This window comes from Pseudaminobacter soli (ex Li et al. 2025) (assembly GCF_003012705.1).
In the GTDB taxonomy this organism is placed as follows: Bacteria; Pseudomonadota; Alphaproteobacteria; order Rhizobiales; family Rhizobiaceae; genus Pseudaminobacter; species Pseudaminobacter soli.
Genome location: NZ_PXYL01000005.1, coordinates 143,006 through 166,046, shown reverse-complemented (window position 1 = coordinate 166,046; position 23,041 = coordinate 143,006). Strand labels below are relative to the sequence as shown.

22 protein-coding genes are annotated in these 23,041 nt (G+C 64.0%); 10 read left to right on the top strand and 12 right to left on the bottom strand.

What is annotated here, in order from left to right:
* Positions 1 to 3: 3 nt before the first annotated feature.
* On the top strand, positions 4 to 1,077 hold the full coding sequence (locus C7I85_RS12430; protein WP_106724309.1) for an ABC transporter ATP-binding protein: 1,074 nt from the start codon (positions 4 to 6) through the stop codon (positions 1,075 to 1,077).
* Positions 1,078 to 1,106: 29 nt separating this feature from the next.
* Here C7I85_RS12430 and C7I85_RS12425 read toward each other — a convergent pair whose 3' ends face one another.
* The 3 genes from C7I85_RS12425 to C7I85_RS12415 are packed head-to-tail and all read right to left on the bottom strand — an operon-like array spanning position 1,107 to position 5,379.
* The gene (locus tag C7I85_RS12425) at positions 1,107 to 2,603 is read right to left on the bottom strand and encodes an efflux transporter outer membrane subunit (RefSeq protein WP_106724308.1); all 1,497 of its coding nucleotides are present in this window, start codon (positions 2,601 to 2,603) and stop codon (positions 1,107 to 1,109) included.
* Between the two features lie 11 nt (positions 2,604 to 2,614).
* A complete protein-coding gene (locus C7I85_RS12420; RefSeq protein ID WP_106724307.1) occupies positions 2,615 to 4,207 on the bottom strand; it encodes a DHA2 family efflux MFS transporter permease subunit in 1,593 nt (530 codons plus the stop codon).
* Positions 4,204 to 5,379 carry an HlyD family secretion protein gene (locus C7I85_RS12415; RefSeq protein WP_106724466.1) on the bottom strand — a complete coding sequence of 392 codons (1,176 nt, stop codon included), beginning with the start codon at positions 5,377 to 5,379 and terminating at the stop codon, positions 4,204 to 4,206. The genes C7I85_RS12420 and C7I85_RS12415 overlap by 4 nt, the downstream gene beginning before the upstream one ends.
* Before the next feature lie 334 nt (positions 5,380 to 5,713).
* Between C7I85_RS12415 and C7I85_RS12410 the strand changes: the two genes are divergently transcribed.
* From C7I85_RS12410 to C7I85_RS12390, 5 genes are all read left to right on the top strand, one after another.
* Positions 5,714 to 6,103 carry a DUF2946 family protein gene (locus C7I85_RS12410; RefSeq protein WP_106724306.1) on the top strand — a complete coding sequence of 130 codons (390 nt, stop codon included), beginning with the start codon at positions 5,714 to 5,716 and terminating at the stop codon, positions 6,101 to 6,103.
* A gap of 96 nt (positions 6,104 to 6,199) precedes the next feature.
* Positions 6,200 to 6,751 carry a copper chaperone PCu(A)C gene (locus C7I85_RS12405; protein WP_106724305.1) on the top strand — a complete coding sequence of 184 codons (552 nt, stop codon included), beginning with the start codon at positions 6,200 to 6,202 and terminating at the stop codon, positions 6,749 to 6,751.
* A 1-nt stretch (position 6,752) separates the two neighbouring features.
* Entirely contained in the window at positions 6,753 to 7,358 is a 606-nt protein-coding gene (locus tag C7I85_RS12400) for an SCO family protein (RefSeq protein WP_106724304.1), read from the top strand.
* 109 nt (positions 7,359 to 7,467) lie between these two features.
* The gene (locus C7I85_RS12395) at positions 7,468 to 7,998 is read left to right on the top strand and encodes a YcnI family protein (protein ID WP_106724303.1); all 531 of its coding nucleotides are present in this window, start codon (positions 7,468 to 7,470) and stop codon (positions 7,996 to 7,998) included.
* Between the two features lie 60 nt (positions 7,999 to 8,058).
* Positions 8,059 to 9,672, top strand: a complete 1,614-nt coding sequence (locus C7I85_RS12390; protein ID WP_106724302.1) for a CopD family protein — start codon at positions 8,059 to 8,061, stop codon at positions 9,670 to 9,672.
* A gap of 6 nt (positions 9,673 to 9,678) precedes the next feature.
* Here the strand turns inward: C7I85_RS12390 and C7I85_RS12385 are convergent, their stop codons facing one another.
* The 4 genes from C7I85_RS12385 to C7I85_RS12370 all read right to left on the bottom strand — a co-directional run bounded on the left by C7I85_RS12385 (position 9,679) and on the right by C7I85_RS12370 (position 13,479).
* Positions 9,679 to 10,473 carry an ABC transporter permease gene (locus C7I85_RS12385; protein WP_106724301.1) on the bottom strand — a complete coding sequence of 265 codons (795 nt, stop codon included), beginning with the start codon at positions 10,471 to 10,473 and terminating at the stop codon, positions 9,679 to 9,681.
* A complete protein-coding gene (locus C7I85_RS12380) occupies positions 10,470 to 11,291 on the bottom strand; it encodes an ABC transporter permease (protein WP_245444916.1) in 822 nt (273 codons plus the stop codon). Before C7I85_RS12380 ends, C7I85_RS12385 begins: the two co-directional genes overlap by 4 nt.
* Positions 11,292 to 11,338: 47 nt before the next feature.
* Positions 11,339 to 12,442 carry an ABC transporter ATP-binding protein gene (locus tag C7I85_RS12375; RefSeq protein ID WP_106724299.1) on the bottom strand — a complete coding sequence of 368 codons (1,104 nt, stop codon included), beginning with the start codon at positions 12,440 to 12,442 and terminating at the stop codon, positions 11,339 to 11,341.
* A 68-nt stretch (positions 12,443 to 12,510) separates the two neighbouring features.
* Complete coding sequence (locus tag C7I85_RS12370; RefSeq protein ID WP_245444915.1) at positions 12,511 to 13,479, bottom strand: ABC transporter substrate-binding protein; 969 nt, start codon at positions 13,477 to 13,479, stop codon at positions 12,511 to 12,513.
* Between the two features lie 430 nt (positions 13,480 to 13,909).
* Here C7I85_RS12370 and C7I85_RS12365 point away from each other — a divergent pair, with 430 nt between their 5' ends.
* From C7I85_RS12365 to araD1, 4 genes are read left to right on the top strand one after another with little or no spacing between them, the layout of a single operon-like run.
* Positions 13,910 to 14,644, top strand: a complete 735-nt coding sequence (locus C7I85_RS12365; RefSeq protein WP_245444914.1) for a FadR/GntR family transcriptional regulator — start codon at positions 13,910 to 13,912, stop codon at positions 14,642 to 14,644.
* Between the two features lie 14 nt (positions 14,645 to 14,658).
* On the top strand, positions 14,659 to 16,386 hold the full coding sequence (locus C7I85_RS12360) for an IlvD/Edd family dehydratase (protein WP_106724296.1): 1,728 nt from the start codon (positions 14,659 to 14,661) through the stop codon (positions 16,384 to 16,386).
* A gap of 8 nt (positions 16,387 to 16,394) precedes the next feature.
* On the top strand, positions 16,395 to 17,174 hold the full coding sequence (locus C7I85_RS12355) for an SDR family NAD(P)-dependent oxidoreductase (protein WP_106724295.1): 780 nt from the start codon (positions 16,395 to 16,397) through the stop codon (positions 17,172 to 17,174).
* A gap of 25 nt (positions 17,175 to 17,199) precedes the next feature.
* Positions 17,200 to 18,201: an AraD1 family protein gene (gene araD1, locus C7I85_RS12350; RefSeq protein ID WP_280954358.1), complete on the top strand. Its 1,002-nt coding sequence runs from the start codon at positions 17,200 to 17,202 to the stop codon at positions 18,199 to 18,201.
* Between the two features lie 32 nt (positions 18,202 to 18,233).
* On the opposite strand, the gene C7I85_RS12345 is transcribed toward araD1, so the two are convergent.
* The 5 genes from C7I85_RS12345 to C7I85_RS12325 all read right to left on the bottom strand — a co-directional run bounded on the left by C7I85_RS12345 (position 18,234) and on the right by C7I85_RS12325 (position 23,041).
* The gene (locus tag C7I85_RS12345) at positions 18,234 to 18,554 is read right to left on the bottom strand and encodes a 2Fe-2S iron-sulfur cluster-binding protein (RefSeq protein ID WP_106724293.1); all 321 of its coding nucleotides are present in this window, start codon (positions 18,552 to 18,554) and stop codon (positions 18,234 to 18,236) included.
* Positions 18,555 to 18,661: 107 nt separating this feature from the next.
* Positions 18,662 to 19,321 (bottom strand): TetR family transcriptional regulator C-terminal domain-containing protein, encoded by a 660-nt coding sequence (locus tag C7I85_RS12340; RefSeq protein WP_106724292.1) that lies wholly within the window; start codon positions 19,319 to 19,321, stop codon positions 18,662 to 18,664.
* Positions 19,322 to 19,377: 56 nt separating this feature from the next.
* A complete protein-coding gene (locus tag C7I85_RS12335; RefSeq protein ID WP_106724291.1) occupies positions 19,378 to 20,388 on the bottom strand; it encodes an ABC transporter substrate-binding protein in 1,011 nt (336 codons plus the stop codon).
* Between the two features lie 29 nt (positions 20,389 to 20,417).
* Positions 20,418 to 21,800: an FAD-binding oxidoreductase gene (locus tag C7I85_RS12330; protein WP_106724290.1), complete on the bottom strand. Its 1,383-nt coding sequence runs from the start codon at positions 21,798 to 21,800 to the stop codon at positions 20,418 to 20,420.
* On the bottom strand, positions 21,797 to 23,041 hold the full coding sequence (locus C7I85_RS12325; protein WP_245444913.1) for an amidohydrolase family protein: 1,245 nt from the start codon (positions 23,039 to 23,041) through the stop codon (positions 21,797 to 21,799). Before C7I85_RS12325 ends, C7I85_RS12330 begins: the two co-directional genes overlap by 4 nt.

Sequence of the window (23,041 nt, the reverse complement as noted above, 5' to 3'; positions counted from 1 at the left end):
CCAATGGCATCCATAGACATCCGCAACATCCGCAAGAGCTACGGCAGCTTTCCGGTGCTGCACGGCATCGATCTGGCGATCGGCGATGGCGAGTTCATCGTGCTGGTCGGGCCGTCTGGCTGCGGCAAGTCCACGCTTCTGCGCATGATCGCGGGGCTGGAGGAAGTGACCGCGGGCGAGATTTCCATCGCCGGCAAGCGGGTCAACGAGCTTGCACCCAAGGACCGCGACATCGCCATGGTGTTTCAGTCCTATGCGCTCTACCCGCATATGAACGTCGCCAACAACATGAGCTACAGCCTGCGCCTGCGCAAACAGGCGAAGGACAAGATCGCCAGTGCGGTCAATGGCGCGGCGTCCAAGCTCGGGCTCGATCCGCTGCTGGAACGCCGACCCAAGGCGCTGTCGGGCGGGCAGCGCCAGCGCGTCGCCATGGGCCGCGCCATCGTGCGCCAGCCCAAGGCCTTTTTGTTCGACGAGCCGCTGTCCAATCTCGATGCGCGCCTGCGCGAGCAGATGCGCGCCGAGATCAAGAAGCTGCATGGCGATCTCAAGGCGACCTCGATCTATGTGACGCACGACCAGATCGAGGCGATGACGCTGGCCGACCGCATCGTCGCCATGCATGGCGGGGTGGTGCAGCAGGTGGGCACGCCGCTCGATCTCTACGACAGGCCGGCCAACCTGTTCGTCGCAGGCTTCATCGGCTCGCCGGGCATGAATTTCCTTGAAGGCACCCATCTGAAGAATGGCGGCAGCGCCGGCGTCCGGCTATCCGGCGACACGATGGTGACGCTCGACAGGCGTGCAGCGCTCGAAAACTCCGCGCCGGTCACCGTGGGCATCAGGCCCGAGCATGTGGTCCTGTCGGAAACCGGCGGCATGGAAGCCACCGTCGATCTCATCGAGCCGACCGGCTTCGGCATCATCCTGCATCTTTCCCTGCACGGGCTGCCGTTCAAGGTCTTCACGCTGAACCGCGATGCGCTGAATGCGGGCCCGACCGTGCGGGTGGAGTTCCCCACAAAACACCTTCATCTTTTCGACAGCGCCGGGAATCGGGTCGAGGCCGGCTGAGGCTCTGCCGGTCGACGATTGCAAATCGATCAGGGCGCGGCGCTGGCAACCAGCTTGGCCGGGGGCGGCGGCGGGGCGCCCACCGGGAACGTCAGTTCCCAGCCGCCGCCGAGCGCCTTGAACAACTGCACCAGATAGAGCGAGACATTGGTGTTGCTCGTCGCCTGCTGCTGCGAGGCATCCAGCAGCGTCCTTTCCGCATCGAGCACGGTGAGGAAATCGGACACGCCTTCGATATAGCGGTCGCGCGCGAGGCCTAGTGCTGCCCGCGCGTGCTCCACCTGTGCCGAGAGGCGGCCGCGCCGCTCCCGCTCGAGGCGGTACGAGACCATGGCGTTGACCACTTCGTGCCACGCCTGCAGCACCGTCTTGCGATAGGCGATGGCCGCTTCCACCTGCTGCGCCTTGCGCAGTTCCAGCGTGCTCTTCAGCCGGCCGCCGGCGAAGATCGGAACCGATATCGTCGGCCCCACCGTGTATTGCAGCGAGCCGGGGCTAAACAGGTTGTTGAGGTGGAGCGAGTCGTAACCGATCGTGCCGTTGAGCTGTATCGACGGGTAGAAGGCGCCGACGGCGACGCCGATGTCGGCGGTCGCGGCATGCAGCTGCGCTTCGGCTGCGCGAATGTCCGGCCGCCGCCGGGCGAGTTCGGAGGGCACGCCAACCGGCACGCGCGCCGGCGCCGGCGGCACCGCCTTGGGGCGGCCAAGCTCGGCTTTCAGCGCTCCCGGCTCCCGGCCAAGCAGCAGGCTGAGCGCGTTGATATTTTGCACTTCCTGCTGCTGCAGTGCCGGAATCTGTGCGCGAACGCTTTCGACCTGCGCGGCCGCACTTTCGACGTCGAGCCCGTTCTGGATGCCCTTCTTGTGGCGCTCGTTGACCAGATCGAGGATATCCTTGGCGATCTTCAGATTGTCGTTGGCGATCCTGATCTGGGTTTGCACGCCACGCAGCTGGATGTAGTCGCGCGCAAGTTCGGCAAGGTTCGAGACGAGCGCGTCGCGTTGCCGCTCGGCGGCCTGGTCGACCTGGGCGCTGGCGGATTCCACCTGCCGGCGGACGCTGCCCCATAGATCGAGCTGCCAGGAGGCATCGAGGGTGACGGTGTATTCGTTGATCGGGGTGATCGTGAAGGGAGGGCTTCCCTGCGCGACGAGCAGCTTTTCGAGAAGGCTGGCAATGCCGTTATTGCTGTAAAGCTCGCGCACATATTTGGCGTTGGCGTTCACCGAGGGCCACTGGGCGGCGGCCGCGATGCCACGCTGGAAGCGGCTTTCGGCAAGCCTGACGGTCGCGGTCTGCACGTCGAGATTGGAGTCGGCGATCTGGCTTGCGAGATTGGTCAGGATCGGATCGCGAAACGTCGCCCACCACAGCGGGTCCGTAGGTAACGGCAGCTGCTTGTCGCGGACGTCATCCGTGAACGAGGTTTCGGGCAATTGCGGGTTCGGCGGCACGAAGTTCGGGCCAACCATGCAACCGGCAAGCAGTGACATTGCAGCCAGCGCCGTGGTCGTTCGCCACATTCCGCCCCCCGTCAGTGCATTCCGCCAGGAGCTCCTTCTCCGGGTTTGCCCGGCGACAGAAGAAAGCAGAATGGAATCGTGATGAATGCAACTATCGCGCAGTAGAAGAACACGTTGGAATAGGCCAGTACAACGGCCTGTATACGAAACTGTTGATAAACGTGCCCGACCGCCATGTCGTGAGCCACGGTGCCCACCTTGCCCATGGCTCGAAGCGCCTGCTCGTAAGTATCGATCAGATCCTGGAACGGCTGGTGGCTCGGGGTCGCCCATTTCGACAGATATGACTGGTTTATCTGCGTTCGTTGCGTGACCTCGGCCGTCGCAAGCGAAATGCCGATGGAGCCGAACACGTTGCGGAACATGGAAAACATCGCCGCGCCGTCGCCTCGCAGCTCCCGCGGCAGCGTCTGGTAGGTGATGGTGCTGATCGGCACGAACAGGAAGGCGAGTGCCGCCGACTGGAACACCCGCATGATCACCAGCGTGCGGAAATCGATGTTGGGCGCGAGACCGCTCGCATAGTAGAGCGCAAACCCCATGACCGTGAAGCCGATGGCGATGACGTAGCGCGTCTGGATCATATTCATCAGCCGGCTGATCACCGGGATCAGCAGAATGACGGCAACGCCTCCGGGTGAAAGCACGAGGCCGGCCCATGTCGCCGTGTAGTTGAGGGTCTGCTGGGCAAGCTGGGGTATCAGCACCGCGCTCGCATAGAGAAGCGCGCCCGTTGCCCCGATCATCAGGCAGCCGGGGGCGAAGTTACGATCCTTGAACACCGAGAGCCTGACGATAGGGTGGGGAGCTATCAGCAGCCATCCGATGGCGCTCAAGATGCCGACGAATGCGAGCAGGGCCATCAGCTTGATGAAGTTCGAGTCGAACCAGCCTGCGTCCTCGCCGCGATCCATCATGATCTGCAAAGAGCCGAGACCGATGATGATGAGCCCAAGGCCGATATAGTCGACACGGCGCGGCTTCACATTCGCTACCCAGGGCGGATCCTCGACCAGAATCGATACGAAGAACACGGCCATGATGCCGATCGGCACGTTGAGGAAGAATATCCAGCGCCATGACACCACGTCGGTGATGTAGCCGCCGAGCGTGGGGCCCAGCACCGGGGCTACGACGATGGCAATTGCCGCCACGCCGAAGGCAGCTCCCTGCTTCTCCGGCGGAAACGAGTCGAGGATGATCGCCTGTTGCGTGGGCTGGAGTCCGCCGCCGAAGAAACCCTGGGCGAGGCGGAAGATGATGAGTTGCGGCAGGCTGTCGGCGATGCCGCAGAGGAACGACGTGACCGTGAACATCGATATGCAGATCAGGAAGTAGCGCTTGCGGCCGAACAGGTCGCTGAGCCAGCCCGAGATCGTCAGCACGATGCCGTTGGCGACCAGATAGGAGGTCAGCGCCCAGGTCGCTTCATCGCTGCTCGACGAGAGGCTGCCGGCGATGTGGGGCAGGGCGACATTGACGATCGTCGTGTCGAGCACTTCCATGAAGGCGGCGATGGTGACGACGATGGCGACCAGCCACGGATTGGAGCGAGGCTTCCAGGCTGCGCCGGCCGCGGGCAGGGTGGCCTCGGCGCTGCTCATCTTACCGTCACCGTCGGCACGACCGAGATGCCGAGCGGCAGCGGCACCTTAGGATCGAGGCCGCTGTCGATGACGATCTTGACCGGCACGCGCTGCACCACCTTGACGAAATTGCCGGTAGCGTTTTCCGGCGGGAAGGCCGTGAACTTCGAGCCCGAGCCGAGCTGGATGCTGTCGACATGGCCGCGCAGGTCGAGCGAGGGATAGGCGTCCACGCTGATCTGCACCTTTTGTCCCGGGCGCATGTCGGCCAGCTGGGATTCCTTGAAGTTGGCCGTGATCCAGACATCGGGCGTCACGATGGACATGATCTGCTGGCCGGCGGCGACGAAGTTGCCCTTTTCCACGTTGCGCTTCGTCCCCCAACCGCTCTGCGGCGCGTTGACGACCGTCCAGGACAGGTTGAGGTTCGCTTGATCGAGGCGCGCCTGCGCCTGCTCGACCTGCCCCTGAAGCTGTCCGACCTGCGCATCCGTCTCACCGATGCGCTGCGGAACGGGAGAGTTTTGGACTGTCTGCGCGTTGGCGAGGGCAACCTGGGCCTGCGCCTGCTTCAGCGCGGCCTTGGCGGCATCCACTTCCTGCTGGGAGGTAGCCTGCTTGGACAGGCTGGCCTGTCGGTTGAAGTCGGCCTGCGCCTTGGCGAGTGCTGCGTTGGCGCTTGCCAGCTGTGCCTTGGCCTGGTCGAGCAGGGCGGGAAAGTTCTTGCGAGCGATCTCGGCGCCGAGTTGCTGGCCTTGATATTGGGCTTTCGCCGTTACCAGCGCGCCCTCGGCCAACTCGCGGTCGTTTTCATATTGGCGCGGATCGATGTGAATGAGCGGGTCGCCCGCATTCACGAACTGGTTGTCGGTCACGTCCAGCGACACCACCACGCCCGAGACCTGCGGCGCGATGGAAACGACGCGACCGTCCGTATAGGCGTCGTCCGTGCTTTCGACGTTCCAGGTCGACAGGTAATAGTAGTAGCCGCCCGCAATCAGCAGGGCCAGGACGATCAGGCCTATGGTGAATACCCAGGGACGCCGCCGCCTGCGTCGCGCCACACCTTCTGCATCCTCGCCGGTGGCCGCGCCGCTGTCGGCGGGTGTCTCGTCCGGTTTCGGCTGCTGGTTGCCCTGCTCGGCGTGCGGCTTTTCGGCAACCTCATCGTCGATCGTGCTGTCGGACATGAAGATTCCGCTCCGCAGTCCAGGCATGATGCCGAACCGCCGTTGCGCAGTCGGAGTGCGACGAAGGTCCGGCATTCCCGTTCAATGTGGATTTGAAGGGCAGTTTCGCAATAAATCGCACCCAGAGGATGCAGATATTGTCAGGCTGGCAAAAGTCTAGGCGCGGTCAGGTCACGTTGTCTTGCGTATTGCCCGGCACCCCTTCGCGCCGCAGGGCGCGACAAAGCGGCGCGCAGCCGCGTCGGACGCGAAATTCTGGCGGCGGTGTCCGCAGCCTTGACCTTTCCAATGGGTATTCCAGCTGTTAAAGCGGGAGCGAAGGGAGACGAGGCGCGTGTGCAACTTCCGACATAAAGGTTGGAACATTCTTGTTGCGCTTGTCGCCGCCTATCTGCTCGTCCTGCAGTCAGCGGTAGGTGCCCTCGCGCTCGGCGCGAGTTCGAACTCGCTGCAGCTCGACGCCTTCGGCAATCCGATCTGCTCGTCAGGAATGGACAGCAAGGGCGAGAGCCCCGCTGGCAAGGACCATAAAAATATGCCGGACTGCTGCACCGTTGCGTGCAGCATGTTCGCGCCGGTTGCCGCCATTGACCGCACTGCCGCTTTCGTCGCCAAGCCGGCCAGGTCCGTTTCCGTCAGCCTGCCGGCGCACTTTGAAGGCAGCCCTGCCTCCAGACTGGATCACGACCCCGGACGTCCCCGCGCTCCTCCATTGATGGCCTGAAGCACGCCGCCATTCGCGGCGCCTGCTTTCGCATATCCGTCAATGCGCGCCTGACCTGCCGACCTGCGGCAACGGGCGCCAATCAGGAGCACTACAATGCATTCAAATTCACGCAGTTTCGCGCGCGCCGTCGCCTATCCATTCAACCGTTCCCGCTCGCTCGAAGAGCGTCTGGGCATCCTCGCCCTCGCAATCGCCTTGCTCTTTGCAATGTCTCATTCGCTGTGGGCGCATGAGTTCAAGGCCGGCGATATCGAGATCGTTCATCCCTGGTCGCGCGCCATCCCGGCGGGCGCGAAGGTGGCGGCGGGTTACCTTACCCTCAAGAACGACGGCTCGACGGCCGACCGGCTCGTTTCGATCACCAGCGAGATTGCCGGCAAGTCGGAGGTCCATGAGATGGCCGTCGACGCCAATGGCGTCATGACCATGCGTCAGGTTCCCAATGGCGTCGAGATTCCGGCCGGTGGCGAAGTCGAGCTCAAGCCCGGCGCGTACCACATCATGTTCATGGACCTGAAGCAGGCGCCCAAGAAGGGTGAGTCATTCAAGGCCACGCTGACCTTCGAGAAGGCCGGCAATGTTGATGTGGAGTTTTCCGTCGGCGACATGGGCGGCGAAAACGATCACAGCGGCCACGGGGGCTGACATGGCTGCGAAATCGGGGCGCGCGGCGCTGGTGGCGATTGCCGCCGGCGCTGTGCTGCTGGGCGCGGGCACGGTGTATCTGCTTAGCCCGAACAGCCCCTTGCGGGAGCAGCAGTCGGCCGTTGTCGAGATCGGCGGGCCGTTCAAGCTGACCACGCAGGACGGCAAGCCGCTGTCGAACGAGGATCTCAAGGGATCCCCCTTCGCCGTGTTCTTCGGCTTCACCCACTGTCCGGAAGTCTGTCCGACGACGCTTTGGGAAATGTCGGAGGCGCTGAAGGCGTTGGGCGACAAGGCCGACAAGCTCAAGGTGCTCTTCGTCAGCGTCGACCCGGAGAGGGACACACCCGAGTTCATGTCCCGCTACCTCAAGTCGTTCGATCCGCGCATCATCGGATTGACCGGAAGCCAGGAAGCGATCGATGCCGTTGGCAAGGCCTATCGAGTCTATTCGAAGAAGGTTCCGACCGACGGCGGCGACTACACGATGGACCACACGGCGTCGGTCTATCTCATGGACGCGGAAGGCCGCTTCAGCGGGGTCATCTCCTATGAAGAAGACTCGAAGGTCCGGCTGGCGAAGCTCGAAAGGCTGGTGAACGGCTAAACGCCGGGCACTGCCCTCGCATCCCATCCCACGAAATTCCGATTGGCGAGAACGCCACTCGGCTGAACGCCCCATGCCGGGGCACCTAATCCCTATGGAGAGAGAAAAAATGTTCAAGAAACTCATTGCCGCGACCGCGCTGCTCACGCTCGGAAGCACGGCCGCCATGGCCCATGTTACGCTGGAGGGCAAGGAAGCGCCGGTCGGCTCGACCTACAAGGCGGTGTTCCGCGTGCCGCACGGATGCGACGGCAAGTCGACCAATGTCGTGCGCGTGCAGATCCCCGAAGGCGTGATTTCGGTCAAGCCGCAGCCGAAGGCCGGCTGGAAGCTCGAGAAGGTGCGTGCCCCCTACGGCAAGACCTATGACTACTACGGCACTCCGACCAGCGAAGGCGTCAAGGAAATCATCTGGAGCGGCGGCAATCTGGGCGACGACGAGTATGATGAATTCGTCCTGCGCGCCTTCCTCACGCCCGACCTGAAGGCCGGCGAAACGCTGTACTTCCCGATCGTCCAGGAATGCCCGGAAGGCGCCGTTGAGCGCTGGATCGAGATCCCTGCGGCTGGACAGACCTCGGACGATCTGGAACTGCCGGCTCCCGGCGTGAAGCTTCTGGAAAAGGCCGCTGGCCACTGACGACAACAAGGGCCGGCGCGTATAGCGTCGGCCTCCCTTTGGGGACGGGGAGATCGGATCATGGCAGGGTTTCGCATGACCAATATTGGCTTCGACATGCGCAAGCTTGCGCTCGCCATTCTGCTATGGCTGGGCCTGGCTTCGGTGGCGGCCGCCCATGCTTCCCTGACGGCGACCGAGCCGCAGGACGGGGCCGTGGTCGATGCGCCGCCAGCCCGCTATGCGCTCACTTTCAGCGAGCCGGTGTCGCCGATCTCGCTGCAACTGATCAAGCCCGACGGCACTTCCCTGTCACTCGACAAATTCGTCTTGCGCGACCGCACCCTCGACATCGAAGCTCCGACAGATCTCAAGCGCGGCACGCACATACTGTCCTGGCGCGTCGTCTCCGAAGACGGTCATCCGGTTGGCGGTTCCGTCGTTTTCTCGATCGGGGAGGCAAGCGCCGCACCGCCGCCCGTGCCTGAACTGGTGGACTGGCAGGTGCGCAGCGGCCTCTGGCTCACCAAAGTCGCGCTCTATATTGGCCTTTTCATCGGCATCGGCGGCGTCTTCGCGTTCCGCTGGTTCCTGGTTGGGTCGCGGGCTGGCACGACGCTGGCCGGTTTGGCGCTTGGCATCGGGCTTCTTGGAACCATCGCTTCGGCCGGTTTCCAGGGACTTGACGCGCTCGGCGCGCCTGTCTCGCGCTTCTTCGATCCGGTCATATGGTCAACCGGTATGGGCACCAGCTTCGGCAGGACGGTGGTCGTCATGATCGGCGCAATTATCCTGTCGGGTCTTGCACTGCTTGCGCGCTCGGAGGCCATCTCGCGTTGGCTGGCGTTGGCGGGCCTTCTGGCCGGTGCGCTGGCGCTCAGCCTTAGCGGTCATGCGAGTGCCGCCGAGCCGCAATGGCTGACGCGTCCGTCGGTGTTCCTCCACGCTTCCACAATCGCCATCTGGACGGGCGCCCTGCTGCCGCTCGGCCTTAGCCTCCGGGCGGGCGATGCGGGCAGCGTGACGGCTCTTCGGCGCTTCTCCGCCTGCATTCCGTTTGCCGTGGTAGTTCTCTTGGTCGCAGGCACCGCGCTTGCCGTCATTCAGGTGCAGGCGCCGCAAGCGCTCCTCGACACGGCCTACGGCAGCGTCTTGCTCGTCAAGCTCGCGCTTCTGGTCTTGCTGTTCGGACTGGCCGCGATCAATCGCTGGCGGCTGACCAGGCCCTCGGAAGCGGGCGATGCCCAAGCCGTTCGCGATCTCGTCCGCTCCATTGCCGCAGAGACGGCGATCGTCTTGATGGTCTTCGCAATAGCTGCCTATTGGCGCTTTACGCCTCCGCCGAGGGCGCTGGCGATTGCCGCCGCGCAGCCGGCCTCCACGCATATCCACACGGAAAAGGCCATGGCCGATCTTACCGTGGCGCCGGGCCGGGCAGGGCCGGTCACGGTCTCTGCAGCCATCATGACAGGCGACTTCGGGCCGCTCGACGCCAAGGAAGTGAGCTTCGTATTTTCCAACCCGGCAGCGGGCATCGAGCCGATCAAGCGCAAGGCCATGAAGCCGGGCGACGGTACCTGGCGGGCCGATGATCTGGTGCTGCCGCTTCCGGGCACCTGGAACGTTCGCGTCGACATTCTGGTCAGCGATTTCGACATCGCGCGGCTCGAAGGCAAGATCGAGATCAGGCCCTGAGGGGGGTCAGTGCGCCGCCGTGGCTACCTGCTTGGGAATGAGCACGCGGGCGGCGAGCACGCAGAGCAGCACGGTGAAGATGAGGATCAGCGCTACCAGCGCGTTGATGTCGGGCGAGAAGCCGAGCCGCATCATCGCCCAGAGCCTGACCGGCAGCGTGCTCTGCGTGCCGGTGACTAAAATGGTGATCATGGTTTCGTCGAAGGACAGCGCGAAGGCGAGGATCGCGCCGCCGGCCATGGCGCTCGACAGATTCGGCATAAGAACGCGCCAGAAGGTTTGCCAGCCGGTGGCGCCGAGATCGTAGGACGCCTCCACCAGCGAGCGGCTCAGCGATTGCAGGCGGGTCAGGACCGTGCGGTAGACGATGGCGAGCACGAAGACCGTGTGCCCGATGACCACCGTCAGCAGTGAGCGCTCGAGCCCGACTTCGCGGAAGAAGATCAGCAGCGCCAGGCCGCTGATGATGGGCGGCATCAGAAACGGCAGGAAAATGATGAACTGCAGCGCGCCGCGACCGCTGCGGCGGCCATGATAATAGAGCGCTAGCAAGGTTCCGCCGCCCACGGACAAAAGAACCGTGCAGGCGCCGACGATGAGCGTAGCGCGCAGGGCAGTCAGGATCTCCTTGTTCCCCGCCAGCGACACATAGGCCGCAACTGTGGGAGAAGACCAGACGACCTCGCCATGCGCCACCGTGAAGAACGACGACACGATCGGCACGAACAGCGGGCTGTAGAGCAGCACGGCGACAAGCGCCGTGACCGCAGCCAGAAATATGGTGGAGGGCCGGGCGGTCATACCGAAGCTCCCCGATTGCGGCCAAAGCGTTCGCCGAGCAGGATCGCGGTGACAACCACGGCGGCGAGTGCCACCGACAGCGCGGCTCCGAACGGCCAGTTGTAGGCGGTGCCGAACTGGCTGTAGAGCACGCGGCCGAATGTGAAGCCGCTGACCCCGCCGACCATCTGCGGCGTGAGGAAATCGCCGATCGCCAGCACGAAGACGAAGCTGGCAGCGGATGCCACACCCGGCAGGCTGAGCGGCAGGGTGACGCGCATGAAAGTCTGTGCCGCGCTTGCGCCGAGATCGTCGGATGCCTGGCGCAGGATCGGCGGGATGCGCTCGAGCGTGAGGAAGATCGGCAGGATGGCGAAGGGGATGAGCAGTAGGGTCAACGTCAGCAGGATCGCATTCATGTTGAACACGAACAGCGAGGACGGCTCCTGCAGAATGCCGAGACTCACCAGCGCCTTGTTGAGAAAGCCGTTGAGGCCGAGAATGCTGCGGATCGCGTAGATCTTGATGACGTAGCTCATCAACAGCGGCACCATGAGCAGCATCAGCAGCATGTAGCGCCAGCGCCCCTTGAGCGTGGTCAGGAAATAGGCCGCCGGATAGGCCAGCAGCACGCAGATGATCGCCACCGAAAGGCACAGCACGCAAGTGTTCCAGAACACCGGCAGGAAGATAGGGTCACTCAGGAAACGCACATAGTTGGCCACCGTCAGCGTATAGTCGATCTCGCCGTGATCGACGCTGAAGAAGCTGTAGCCGAGGAAGATCGCCAGCGGCACGAGAATGAAGATCACCGGCATGGCGAAGGCCAGCAGCGTCACCAGCCGCCGCGGCCACCGGGTGGGCGCTCTCGCTGAGCCAGTGCCAGTCACGAAAGCACCAGATGCGCTTCGCGCGGTGCAAACGACAGCGCCACCGTCTCTGACGCGCTCAGGGCGCTGCCGCTGAAGCGGCTCGGAAGGCGCATGCGCAGCCGCGGCGCCGACCTGTCCTCGCCCACAGCGATGATGGCAACCGTCGAAGAGCCGGCAAAGGCGACGTCGACTATCTTTCCGGAAAAGTGGTTCTTGCCGTCATGCACTTCCGAGACGTGCAAGGCCTCGGGGCGAAACATAGCAAAGGCGCAGGCGCCTTCCGGCGCGTTCTTCAAATGCGGCTGGCCGGCGACCGAACAGATCAGGCGTCCGAGGGCGGTATCGATGGAGCGCAACTCGCCCTGAACCTGGCCGAGTGTGCCGGGCACGAGATTGTTCTCGCCGAAGAAACGCGCCACGAATTCGCAGTTCGGCTTGTAGTAGAGCTCGTGCGGCGTGCCGAGTTGACGAATGCGGCCGGCCTGCATCACGCAGATGCGGTCCGACATGCCGATCGCCTCCTCCTGGTCGTGGGTCACGAACAGGAAGGTGGTCTTGATCTCGCGCTGGATGGATTTCAGAAATTCCTGCATTTGCCGGCGCAACTCCAAATCGAGCGCGGCCAGCGGCTCGTCGAGCAGGATGAGGCGCGGCCGGCAGATCAGCGCACGCGCCAGGGCCACGCGCTGCCGCTGCCCGCCCGAAAGCTGCGTCGGATAGCGCTTGGCAAAGCTGCCCAGCTGCACCAACTCCAGCGCTTCGGCCACCCGCCGTGCGATCTCCTTGCGCGGCACATGGCGGACGGAAAGCCCGTAGCCGACATTGCCGGCGACCGTCAGGTGCGGAAACAGCGCGTAGTCCTGAAAGACGGTGTTGAACGGTCGCCGGTTGATCGGCATGCGGCTTATGTCCTGGCCGTCGAGCCGGATTTCGCCCGAGGTCATCGGCTCCAGCCCGCCGATGAGCCGGAGCACCGTGGTCTTGCCCGATCCTGACGGGCCGAGAACCGTGAGGAACTCGCCGTCGCGGATCGCGAGGTTGACGTCGTGGAGCACCGGAACCGCGCCGTAAGACTTCGACACGGAACGCAGTGTAAGCAGGTCTGACTTTTCGTTCATGCTAGGCCCTTGCCGGCGGCCGGGGAGCCCGGACCGCCGTAACAGAAGAAGGGAGTCGCGCCCGGACATCAGGGCGCAGCCTTGACCTCGTTCCACAGATCCGAACGCTTGAGCGGATCTTCCACGAGCTGGAGCCAGACCAGCTTGTCGTTGGGGTTCGCGCTGTCGGTTTCCGTCACCGTGTTGCCGAAGCCGGTGCGCTCGGAAAGCTCGCCGCCGATCTTCTTGCTCAGCATGAAGTCGATCCACTTTTCGGCGGCTGCCTTGTCCCGCACGCCTTTCGAAATGACCCAGTTGTCGAGCCAGGCCAGCGCGCCTTCGCTCGGGTTGACGTAGGCGACATGGGCGCCGACCTTCTGCAGGGCTTTGACCTGCTGCTGGCCGTAATTGGCCCAGATCAGCGCCACGTCATTGTTCTGATAGATCTGCTGGGCCTCGTCGGCCGTGGTGTAGAAGGTCAGCACGTTGTGCTTCAGACCGACCAGCTTCTCCTTCACCGCCGCCATCTGCTCGTCGGTGAGATGGAAGGGGTCCTTGTAGCCGAGCGTAAGCGCGGTGAAGGACACGTTGTGCTCGCCATTGTCATAGGCCAGCACCTTGCCCTGATAGGCTGGGTCCCACAGCACGGACATCGATGTCGGCGCGGGCTTAACCTTGTCGGTGTCGTAGATGAGGCCGATCGAGTCGAAGCAGAACGGGATGCCGTAGACCTTGCCGCCGCTGGTCACGCCGCCGACCGCTTCCAGGTCGCGGAAACGCGGCAGCACACCCTTCTGGTTGGGCAGTTGGCCGACGTCGATCGGGTCGACCAGATCGGCCTGGATGTAGCGCTGCAGCTGAGCCGTGTTGACGGCGAAGACGTCAAAATCCTTGCCGGCGCTGCCCTTGATCTTGGCCCAGATCTCGTCATCGCTACCAATGAAGACGACATCCACGCCGATGCCGGTGGTGTCGGTGAATTCCTTGACCCAGTCCTGATCGGCATAGCCGTCCCAGGCAAGAACCCGAAGATTTTCGGCAAGGGCAGCTGATGTCATCAGGCCGACACCTAAACCGATCATGGCAATTTGCTGAAGTCGTCTAAGAAATCCCATTAAACTAACCTCCCTTGATCACTCGTGTTGAGCCGCAATACATCGGACTTGGGTCCTTGCCGCTGATGTCAGCGGCCTCGCCTCTGCAATCGGCCCGGTTCATTCGTGCATGCTTGGTTCCAGCGAGGGGGCTTATTGTTCGGCATGATCTTTGGCTGGGTGGATCGATACAGGCACGGCTCCGCGCCGCTCCTCGCGGCCGGAAACGCGCAATCCCGCGCGGTGTCATCGATCAAGTGCAGTCCCAGCGTCGCGCTTGCCATGTCTATTGACGCCTTCCCTCATCCCCTATAAAAATTATTATATGAATAATATGAAGAATACAACAGCCTCACAAAAGTCCTGGCCCTCTCTCGCTGCGCAGGCGAGGGCGATGGCCTCCCGCCCGACAGGATCGGCCTCGGGAAGCCTGCACGCAATGGTGCTGAACCAGATTGGCCTCGGCATCGTCCGGGGCGAGTTCGCGCCGGGCGATCCGCTGCCAAATGCCGATGACTGGAGCGCGGCGCATGGCGTCAGCCGCACGGTCTTGCGCGAGGTCATCAAGGTGCTCGCCGGCAAGGGCATGGTGGAATCGCGGCCAAAGACCGGCACGCGGATCCGTCCGCGCTCGGAATGGAATTTCCTCGATCCGGATGTGCTGGCCTGGCGCTATTCCGGCACGATCAGCGGCGAGGACGTGCGCGAGCTGTTCGAGCTGCGCCGCGCGATCGAGCCGATGGCAGGTGCGCTGGCCGCCGAGCGCGCCACCCCCGAGCAAGTTGCCGAGTTGGAAGCGGTGCTGGCCGAGATGGAAAAATTCGCCGACGACGGCGATCGGTTTGCAGAGCCCGACCTCGTCTTCCATCAGGCCATATTGCGCATGACCGGCAATGAGCTGATCGGCTCTCTGGCAGCGCTGATCGAAACCGCGCTGCTGTTGAGCTTTCGCCTGTCCAACGACAACCCGCGGGGCCAGCGGCACTCGATGCCGCTGCATCGCGAGGTCGCAAGCAACATCGCCGCGGGCAACGGCGAGGGCGTGCGCAAGGCGCTGCTCGCGCTGCTCGATGACGCGGAAGAAGACGTTCGCCGGGCCATTGCGGCGCGGCGCGGCCAACACGAATAGCGACGGGGGCGGGCATGTCGGAGCGAAGGAAGTTGCGGTCGACCGCCTGGTTCGGGGGAGCCGGCAAGAATGCCTTCATGTACCGCAGCTGGATGAAAAACCAGGGCTTGCCCGACGACATGTTCGACGGCCGCCCGGTGATCGGCATCTGCAACACCTGGTCCGAGCTGACGCCCTGCAACGCCCACTTACGCAACCTGGCGGACCATGTGAAGCGCGGGGTCTACGAGGCCGGCGGCATGCCGGTCGAGTTTCCGGTCATGTCGCTCGGCGAATCCAACATGCGGCCGACGGCCATGCTGTTCCGCAACCTCGCCAGCATGGATGTCGAGGAATCGATCCGCAGCAATCCGATCGACGGCGTCATCCTGCTGGTCGGCTGCGACAAGACAACGCCCGCGCTGCTCATGGGTGCCGCAAGCTGCAACCTGCCCACCATCGCGGTGTCCGGCGGGCCGATGCTCAACGGCAATTTCCGTGGCCAGACCATTGGCTCGGGTACGCATGTGTGGAAGTTCCATGAGGACGTGAAGGCGGGGCGCATGTCCATCGAGGACTTTCTCGCCGCCGAGCAGGGACAGAGCCGTTCGGCCGGCAGCTGCATGACTATGGGCACTGCCTCGACCATGGCAAGCATGGTGGAGGCGCTGGGCATCGGCATGCCGGACAATGCTGCGATCCCCGCAGTGGATTCCCGGCGCGGTGTGCTCGCGCAGCTGGCCGGCCGACGTATCGTCGAGCTGGTCGAGCAGGACGTGACGATGTCGCGTATCCTGACGCGCGCCGCCTTCGAGAACGCCATCCGTGTCAACGGCGCCATCGGCGGCTCCACCAATGCGGTCATTCATCTGATCGCGATTGCGCGCCGCATCGGTGTCGATCTCGACCTTGGGGACTGGGACCGGCTCGGCCGCAACGTGCCGACGATCGTCGACCTGATGCCCTCGGGGCGCTTTCTGATGGAAGATTTTTACTATGCGGGCGGCCTGCGCACGGTGATGCGCATGCTCGATGAGGCGGGGCTGCTCAACCGCGATGCCGAAACAGTTGCCGGCGGCACCATCGGCGAGATCGTGAAGGATGCGCCGAACTACAACACCGAGGTGATCCGCCCGCTCGATCGCCCGCTCACGGAAAATGGCGGCATCGCCGTGCTGCGCGGCAATCTCGCGCCTGATGGCGCGGTGATAAAGCCGTCTGCCGCGACGCCGAAGCTGATGCAGCATCGCGGCCGCGCCGTGGTGTTCGAGAGCATCGAGGATTACCACGCCCGCATTGATGATCCGGAGCTCGACATCGACGCCGACTGCGTGATGGTGCTCAAGAACTGCGGGCCGCGCGGCTATCCCGGCATGGCCGAGGTGGGCAACATGGCGCTGCCCGCCAAGCTCCTGAAGCAGGGCGTTTCCGATATGGTGCGGATTTCCGACGCCCGCATGAGCGGCACGGCTTACGGCACCGTGGTTCTTCACACCGCACCCGAGGCGGCGAGCGGCGGCACGCTGGCCCTGGTGCGCGATGGCGATTTGATCGAGCTCGATGTCGCCGGGCGGCGGCTCGAACTGCTGGTCGATGACAGCGAGCTCGCCGCACGCCGGAAGGACTGGTCACCTCCACCTGTGCCTTCCGGCGGCGGTTATCAGAGCCTGTTCGTTGAGCGCGTGTTGCAGGCCGACCAGGGCTGCGACTTCGACTTCCTTGTCGGCCGCCGCGACGCCGGCATCCCCCGCCACTCCCATTGAGGCCGATTATGACGGGCGAAATCGAAAACGGCGCGATCTATCCGAGCCTCAAGGACCGCAGCGTGTTCATCACCGGCGGCGGCAGAGGCATAGGCGAAAGCCTGGTCGAGCATTTTTGCGCACAGGGCAGCCACGTCGCCTTCGTCGACATTGCCGAGGAGCCGTCGCGGCGGCTTGTGGAGCGCATTGGTGCCAAGGGCGATCCGGCACCGCATTTCATCCCCTGCGACCTGCGCGACATCGAAAGCCTGCGCAAGGCAATCGCGGAAGCAGCCGAGCGGAACGGCCCGATCCGCGTGCTCTGCAACAATGCCGGCAATGACGACCGTCACCGCACCGAGGATGTCAGCGTCGACTATTGGGACGACCGCATGGCGGTCAATGTGCGACACCAGTTCTTCGCCGCGCAGGCCGTTCGTCCGCATATGAAGGCGGCAGGCGGCGGCTCGATCATCAATTTCGGCTCGATCACATGGATGGTCGGCGATCCCGATTGCCCGGCCTATGTCACCTCCAAGGCAGCGATCACCGGCATGACTCGCGCGCTGGCGCGCGAATTCGGCCCGGAGCGCATCCGCGTCAATTGCATGATCCCCGGCTGGGTGATGACCGAGCGCCAGGTTCGGCTCTGGCTCAACCCGGAGGGCGAACGCCAGATCGCGGAGCGCCAGTGCCTGCCCGACCGCCTCTACGCGCCCGACATCGCGCGCATGGCGCTGTTCCTGGGGGCCGACGACAGCCGCATGTGCTCGTCCCAGCAGTTCATCGTCGACGGGGGCTGGGTGTGAACGACTTCAAAACGACAAGGGGAATATGATGCGTCTCGTTCAATATACCGATGCTGCGGGCAACAGGGCGGTCGGCCTGGTCGCCGAGGATGGAAACCATCTCCACCCGCTCGCCGGCGTGTCGACGGTCTTCGAGCTCGCCAATCGCGCCATCGCCACCGGCACGCCGCTTGCCGATCTCGCGCGTGCGGCGGCGACGGAAGAGCGCGTCGATTACGATGCGCTTCTGAAGGCCGGCCAGGTCCTGCCGCCGCTCGACCATCCGGAACCCAGCCGCATGCTGGTGACGGGCACGGGGCTCACCCACATCGGAAGTGCGGCCGCACGCAACAAGATGCATCAGCTGACCCATGGCGACGATGCCGACGAGTCGGACTCGATGAAGATCTTCAAGATGGGCATCGCCGGCGGTAAGCCCGCGCCCGGCCAGCTGGGCGTGCAGCCGGAATGGTTCTTCAAGGGCGTGGGCACCTGCGTCGTACGTCCGGGTGATGCCCTGCCGCTGCCTGCGTTTGCGCTCGCCGGCGCCGAGGAAGCTGAGATCGTCGGCCTCTATCTCGTCGGGCCGGATGGAGCGCCGTTCCGTATCGGCTATGCGCTGGGCAACGAGTATTCCGACCACGTGACCGAGGCCAAGAACTACCTCTACCTCGCCCATTCCAAATTGCGGTCGTGCTCGTTCGGTCCGGAACTACTGGTCGGCGAGTTGCCGGAGGAAGTGCGCGGCACCTCGCGCATCCGCCGCGATGGCGCGGTGGTCTGGGAGGAAGAATTCCTCTCCGGCGAAAAGCACATGTCGCACTCGATCGCCAATCTCGAGCACTACCACTTCCGCTACCCGATGCATCGTCGGCCCGGCGACCTGCACGCCTACTTCTTCGGCGCCGCCGTCATGAGCTTTGCCTCGGGCGTGGCGACCCAGGCCGGCGACGAATTCGAGGTCTCGGCACCGGTGTTCGGAAAGGCGCTGCGCAACCGGATGGAACAGGTCGCCGACGAAGGGCTCGTCACCGTCCGCGCCCTCTGAAGGGCGCCAACGGACAGGGGTGAGGCAGCGCCTCAGCCCTGCCTTTCGGGAATGCGCACCACGAGGCCGTCCAACTCGTCGCTCACCTTGAGCTGGCAGGACAGGCGCGAGGTCGGACCCGGCTCCCAGGCGAAGTCGAGCATGTCGGCTTCCATCGGGCCAGCCTCGCCGACGATCTCCGCAAAGGCAGGATCGACATGGACATGGCAGGTGGCGCAGGAGCAGGCGCCGCCGCATTCGGCTTCGATGCCGGGCACGGCGGCACGGACGGCCGTTTCCATGACGGACGCGCCATTGGCGGCTTCGATCTCGAAGCGCTGCTCGTCATGGGTGATGTAGATGATGCGCGGCATTGATGGGCCTTTCGAATTCCAGTTTGTCGTGTCGCGGCGGCTAGGCCGCGTATGTCGGGGCGCCGGGCTGGGGGCCGGGCGTTGATCTTTCGTCGTTGAAGAGCGGATTACTGCAGGCCGCAGGCGCGCAGGAAGAGGGCGGTCACCTCCTCCTCGACGCGCACCATGTCGAGCTCCTCATTGTCGCTCAGCTGCATGAAGCTGCGGATCTGGACCTCGAAGTCGGCATAATGCTGGGTCACGGCCCAGATGTGCATCTGGAACAGCAGCGGATCGACGGGTCGGATGAGCCCCTGGTCGACCCATGACTGGATCAGCTTCACCGCCTGTTGGGTCGAGGCCTGGTACTCTGCCCAGTGCCGGCTGAGGAATGGCGCGCCATTGGCGATCTCGGTGGTGAACAGCCGCGACGCCTTGGGGTTCTTCTGCCCGTATTCCAGCTTCTTGTGGATGTAGGCGCGGATGATCTGAGCCGGGTTGTCGCCCGTCGAGGCGCTGATGAACAGCTCCTGCCACTCGTCCAGAATGTAGACGAGAATATCCTCGTAGAGTTCTTCCTTGCTGGAGATGTAGTAGTGCAGTTGCGGCTTGGTCAGGCCGGCGCGCTGGGCAATGGCCTGCGTGGAGGCACCTATCAGCCCCTTGCTCGCAAACTCGTCGATCGCCGCATCCCTGATGGCTGCCTGTATGCGACGGCGGCGGTCGAGAACCTTCTCGCGCGCGCTCAGCTCGCCACTCTCTGGAGTTTCTGCGTTGTCTTGACTCATCGCCAGATCGTTTCCGGCGAGGGGCCGGTGAGCCCCTCGCTTCCTTGTTGTATCGATTACGGATTCAACTGCTTCTTGATGTCGAGGCCAACGCCCTTGTTGACAAAAGCGTCGGTGGCGACCTTCGAAATGTCGATCTTGTCGCCGGTCACGATGCCGGCCTTGACCGCCAGTTCGTAAAAATCCTTGACCCGATCCATCGAGATGGCGCCGATGCCCTTTTCCAGAGTGTCCCCGCTGTCGATCAGCTCCAGCTTCTTGAGCATCGCCAACTCGCCGTCGAGCGTCTCGGCGCTCATGTCCGGGTTGTCCTTCTGGATCAGCTCATAGGCCTTGCTGTGATCGCCATAGAGGAAGTTATTCCAACCCACGATTGTCGCGTCAACAAAACGCTGCACAAGATCCGGGTTCTTGTCGATCAGTTCCTGGCGGGTTTCCAAGGTGTTGGCATAGGTGCTGTAGCCGTGATCGGCGAGCAGATAGGTCGTGACCTTCGCGCCCTGCTTCTCGGCATAGATCGGCTCGGCGGTGGCATAGGCCTGCTGAACCATCTTCTCGTCGCCGAGGAACTGGGCAAGGCTGTAGCCATAGGGGCGGATCTGCTCGTCCTTGAAGCCGAAGTCGTGCACCAGCCACGGGAAGAAACCGTACTGGCTGTCCTTGGCCAGCAGGATGGTCGGCGCGTTGATGAGGTCGTTGAAGTCCTTGTAGGCGCCTTCATGCGCCATCAGCACCTGCGGGTCCTTCTGGTAGAAGGCCGCCACGACCGTGGTCGGGATGTTGTTGGCGACGTTGTGGTAGGACAAAAGCAGGTTGCCCGTCAGCAGGAAGTCGAGCCGTCCCGCCGCCAGCATCGGCCGGTTGTTGACCTGCGGGCCGCCCATTTCGATGGTGACGTCGAGGCCGTATTTCTCATAGGTGCCGTCTGCCAGCGCCTGATAGAAGCCGCCATGGCCGGCCTGTGCGAGCCAGTTGGTTCCCACAGTCACCTTGTCGCCCGCGTCCGCGAGCTGCGCCGACATGGCCAGCGAAAGAGCGGCGATCGCCGCTCCGAGCAAGTTCTTCATCTGAAATTTTCTCCCATTTGATTTCAGGTTCAGCCTTTGGCGACCATCTCGGCCGTCCAGCCTCGCGTCTTCCCCGGATTGAGGAGGCCGAAAGGATCTGCTTGTTTCTTGAAGTCGATCTGCACCGTGTCGATCTGCTTCATGCCGCCGTCCTCGATGGTGTAGGCGTGCGGATCGTAGATGTCGCAGCCGTCCAGCTGCTCGAGTTCGCGGATGACCCGGTAGGTGTCTTCGCGGCTGTGGTAGCGCACCAGCGGGAGGCCGAAGATCTGCACCTCGCCCTCCAGTCGCGCCATCTCATGGTGCATGTACTGCTCGTCGCCGTAGCGTTCCATCTGGCGACGGACGACCTCGGGGTCGAAGGGGCGCGCATAGGCCACCTGAAGGTAGGTCCAGCCGGGCTCGGCCTTGAGTGCCTGCAGCGTGGTGTGGTTCCAGCCGCATTCGTAAGCCGGCTGCAGGCCCTTGGCGTGCAGCTCCTCCTTGGTCATGGCGAAGGAAACGCGGCCGCCGAATTCGGCAACAAGGGCCTCGAACTTGGCCATGTCGTCCGGCGCGATCATCGCAAAGACGGCGTCGCGGTCGGAGGGGAAGAGTTCGCCGAACTTGGTGTAGAAGCGCGCGAAGCGGCGGTCGACCGTCGTCAGAAGGTAGCAGTCGAGGCTGTCTTCCAGCGCCTTGAGGCAGAAGCGCAGCGTGGCGTCGTAGCTTTCGAAGAGTGCGGCGGTGTGGACCCAGTCGGTCGACTTGGTGAGCCCGATCTCGAGCTCCAGCACGATGCCGTTGGTGCCGTAGGCGTGCTGGACCTTCTGGATGTCGCGGCCGTGCAGCTCGATGATCTGCGGCTCTTCCTCGACCGTCATCACCTTGACCGAATAGATGTTGCCGTCGTCGCGCAGCATGCCATGGCGCAGCGAGCCGATGCCGCCCGAGCCGCCGGTGAAGAAGCCGCCGATGGTGGCGATGCGGCGCGTCGAGGGGTACATGAGCAGTTCCTGCCCGGTCTCGCGCACGGCGTCGTCCAGGCGTGCAATGCGGGCGCCGGCTTCTACGCGCACCCGTCCGGGCTCGATCGAAAGCACCCGGTCGATCTTGGTCATGTCGAGGATGATGCCGCCTTCGAGCGGCACGCACTGGCCGTAATTGCCGGTGCCGCCGCCGCGCACGGTGATGGGGATGCGCAGCCGCGCCGCCGCGGCCGCCACGCGCCGGACTTCGTCCTGATCCTTCGGGATCACCACCAGATCGCCGACGAAGTGGCCGATGTCCTCGCTCAGGATCGGGCTGTACCAGAAATAGTCGCGCGAGCGCAGTTCCACCTGCTTGGGATCGTCATAGACGCGGATACCGTCGATCTCGGCGCGGAAGGCCGCCCAGTCATAGGCCCGCGTTGGCTTGGTGGCCACGTTCATGCGTTTCTCCAGTCTTGGTTGCTTGCCGGCAGCGGCTCGCCGTCCCGATAGACGATGCGCTGTGCCTGAGGCCGGCTGATCATGTCGCCGAGGTCGTTCGCGGCATGCCAGACGAAGTTTGCCGGCATGCCCTTCGCTACGGGCGTTGCGATGCTGCTTGTGCACCAGCGCGCGGGCAGGGTGGTGATGCTGTCGAGCCAGTCTTCGGGCTCGAGATGGCCGGCGGGAGCCGCCAGCCGCAGGACCGAAAGCGGGTCGTAATCGCCGTAGGGATAGAAGGCGTCGCGCACATTGTCGGAGGCGAGCATCACCGTCATGCCGGCCTTTCGCGCCTCCTTCAGCGGGGCGATGCCGCGCAGGCGCGGGGAGCGCCCGGTCGCGCGGTCCTGCAGATAGAGATTGGTGGTCGGCAGCGAAACCAGCGCCACGCCGGCTTTTGCCCCAGCCGCAAGAGTGCGCTCCAGCTCGTCGGCGGCGCGCAGCGTCAGCGAGCAGGCGTGGCCGCACAGCACGCGGCCTACCATACTGTGGCGGCTCGTTGCCTCGATGATCAGCGACAGGCCATCGGCCTCTACATCGAGCCCTTCATCGACATGGAAATCGAGGTCGAGATCGTGGGCGCCCGCCAGCGTGAACATCGTCTCGACTTTCGCCGCGAGATCCGCGTTGCGATAGAAGAAAGCGCCGAAGACGGCCTGGTCCTGCTTCACGCGCGCGGCGATTGCTGCGCCGGCCTCCGGCACGACGTCGCCATGGATCAGTGCCGCCAGCTGGAGGTCGATGCGACCCTTCCACTCGTCCCGCAGTTCTACGAGCACGGGCCAGGCTTCGGGCACATCGGGTGTTACCCAGTCGATATGCGTGCGCATGGCGCCGACGCCCTGCCGATAGGCCGCTTCCAGCGCAAGGCTGGCGCGGGCGCGGATATCGGCCGCCGTCCAGTTCGGCCGATCCTGCTCCATCAGCGCAATCGCATCGAACAGGCACTCGACCCGGGCGTTCGCCTCCGCGCCGATGCGGGAAATGGTGTAGGTCTTGTCGAGGTGCACATGCACGTCGGCAAAGAGCGGCGTGACGACGCCGCCCTTGGTATCGCGGGAGGGAACGAGATCGGCGATCCGGCCGCCTGCGACGACGAGATCATAGCGGCCTGGCTGGCCGGGCAGGCTCACACCGGACAGCCGCAAGGGCTGTTCCGATGCGATCGCGTGGTCGCGAACCGTTTCGTTCCCGCCGGACAC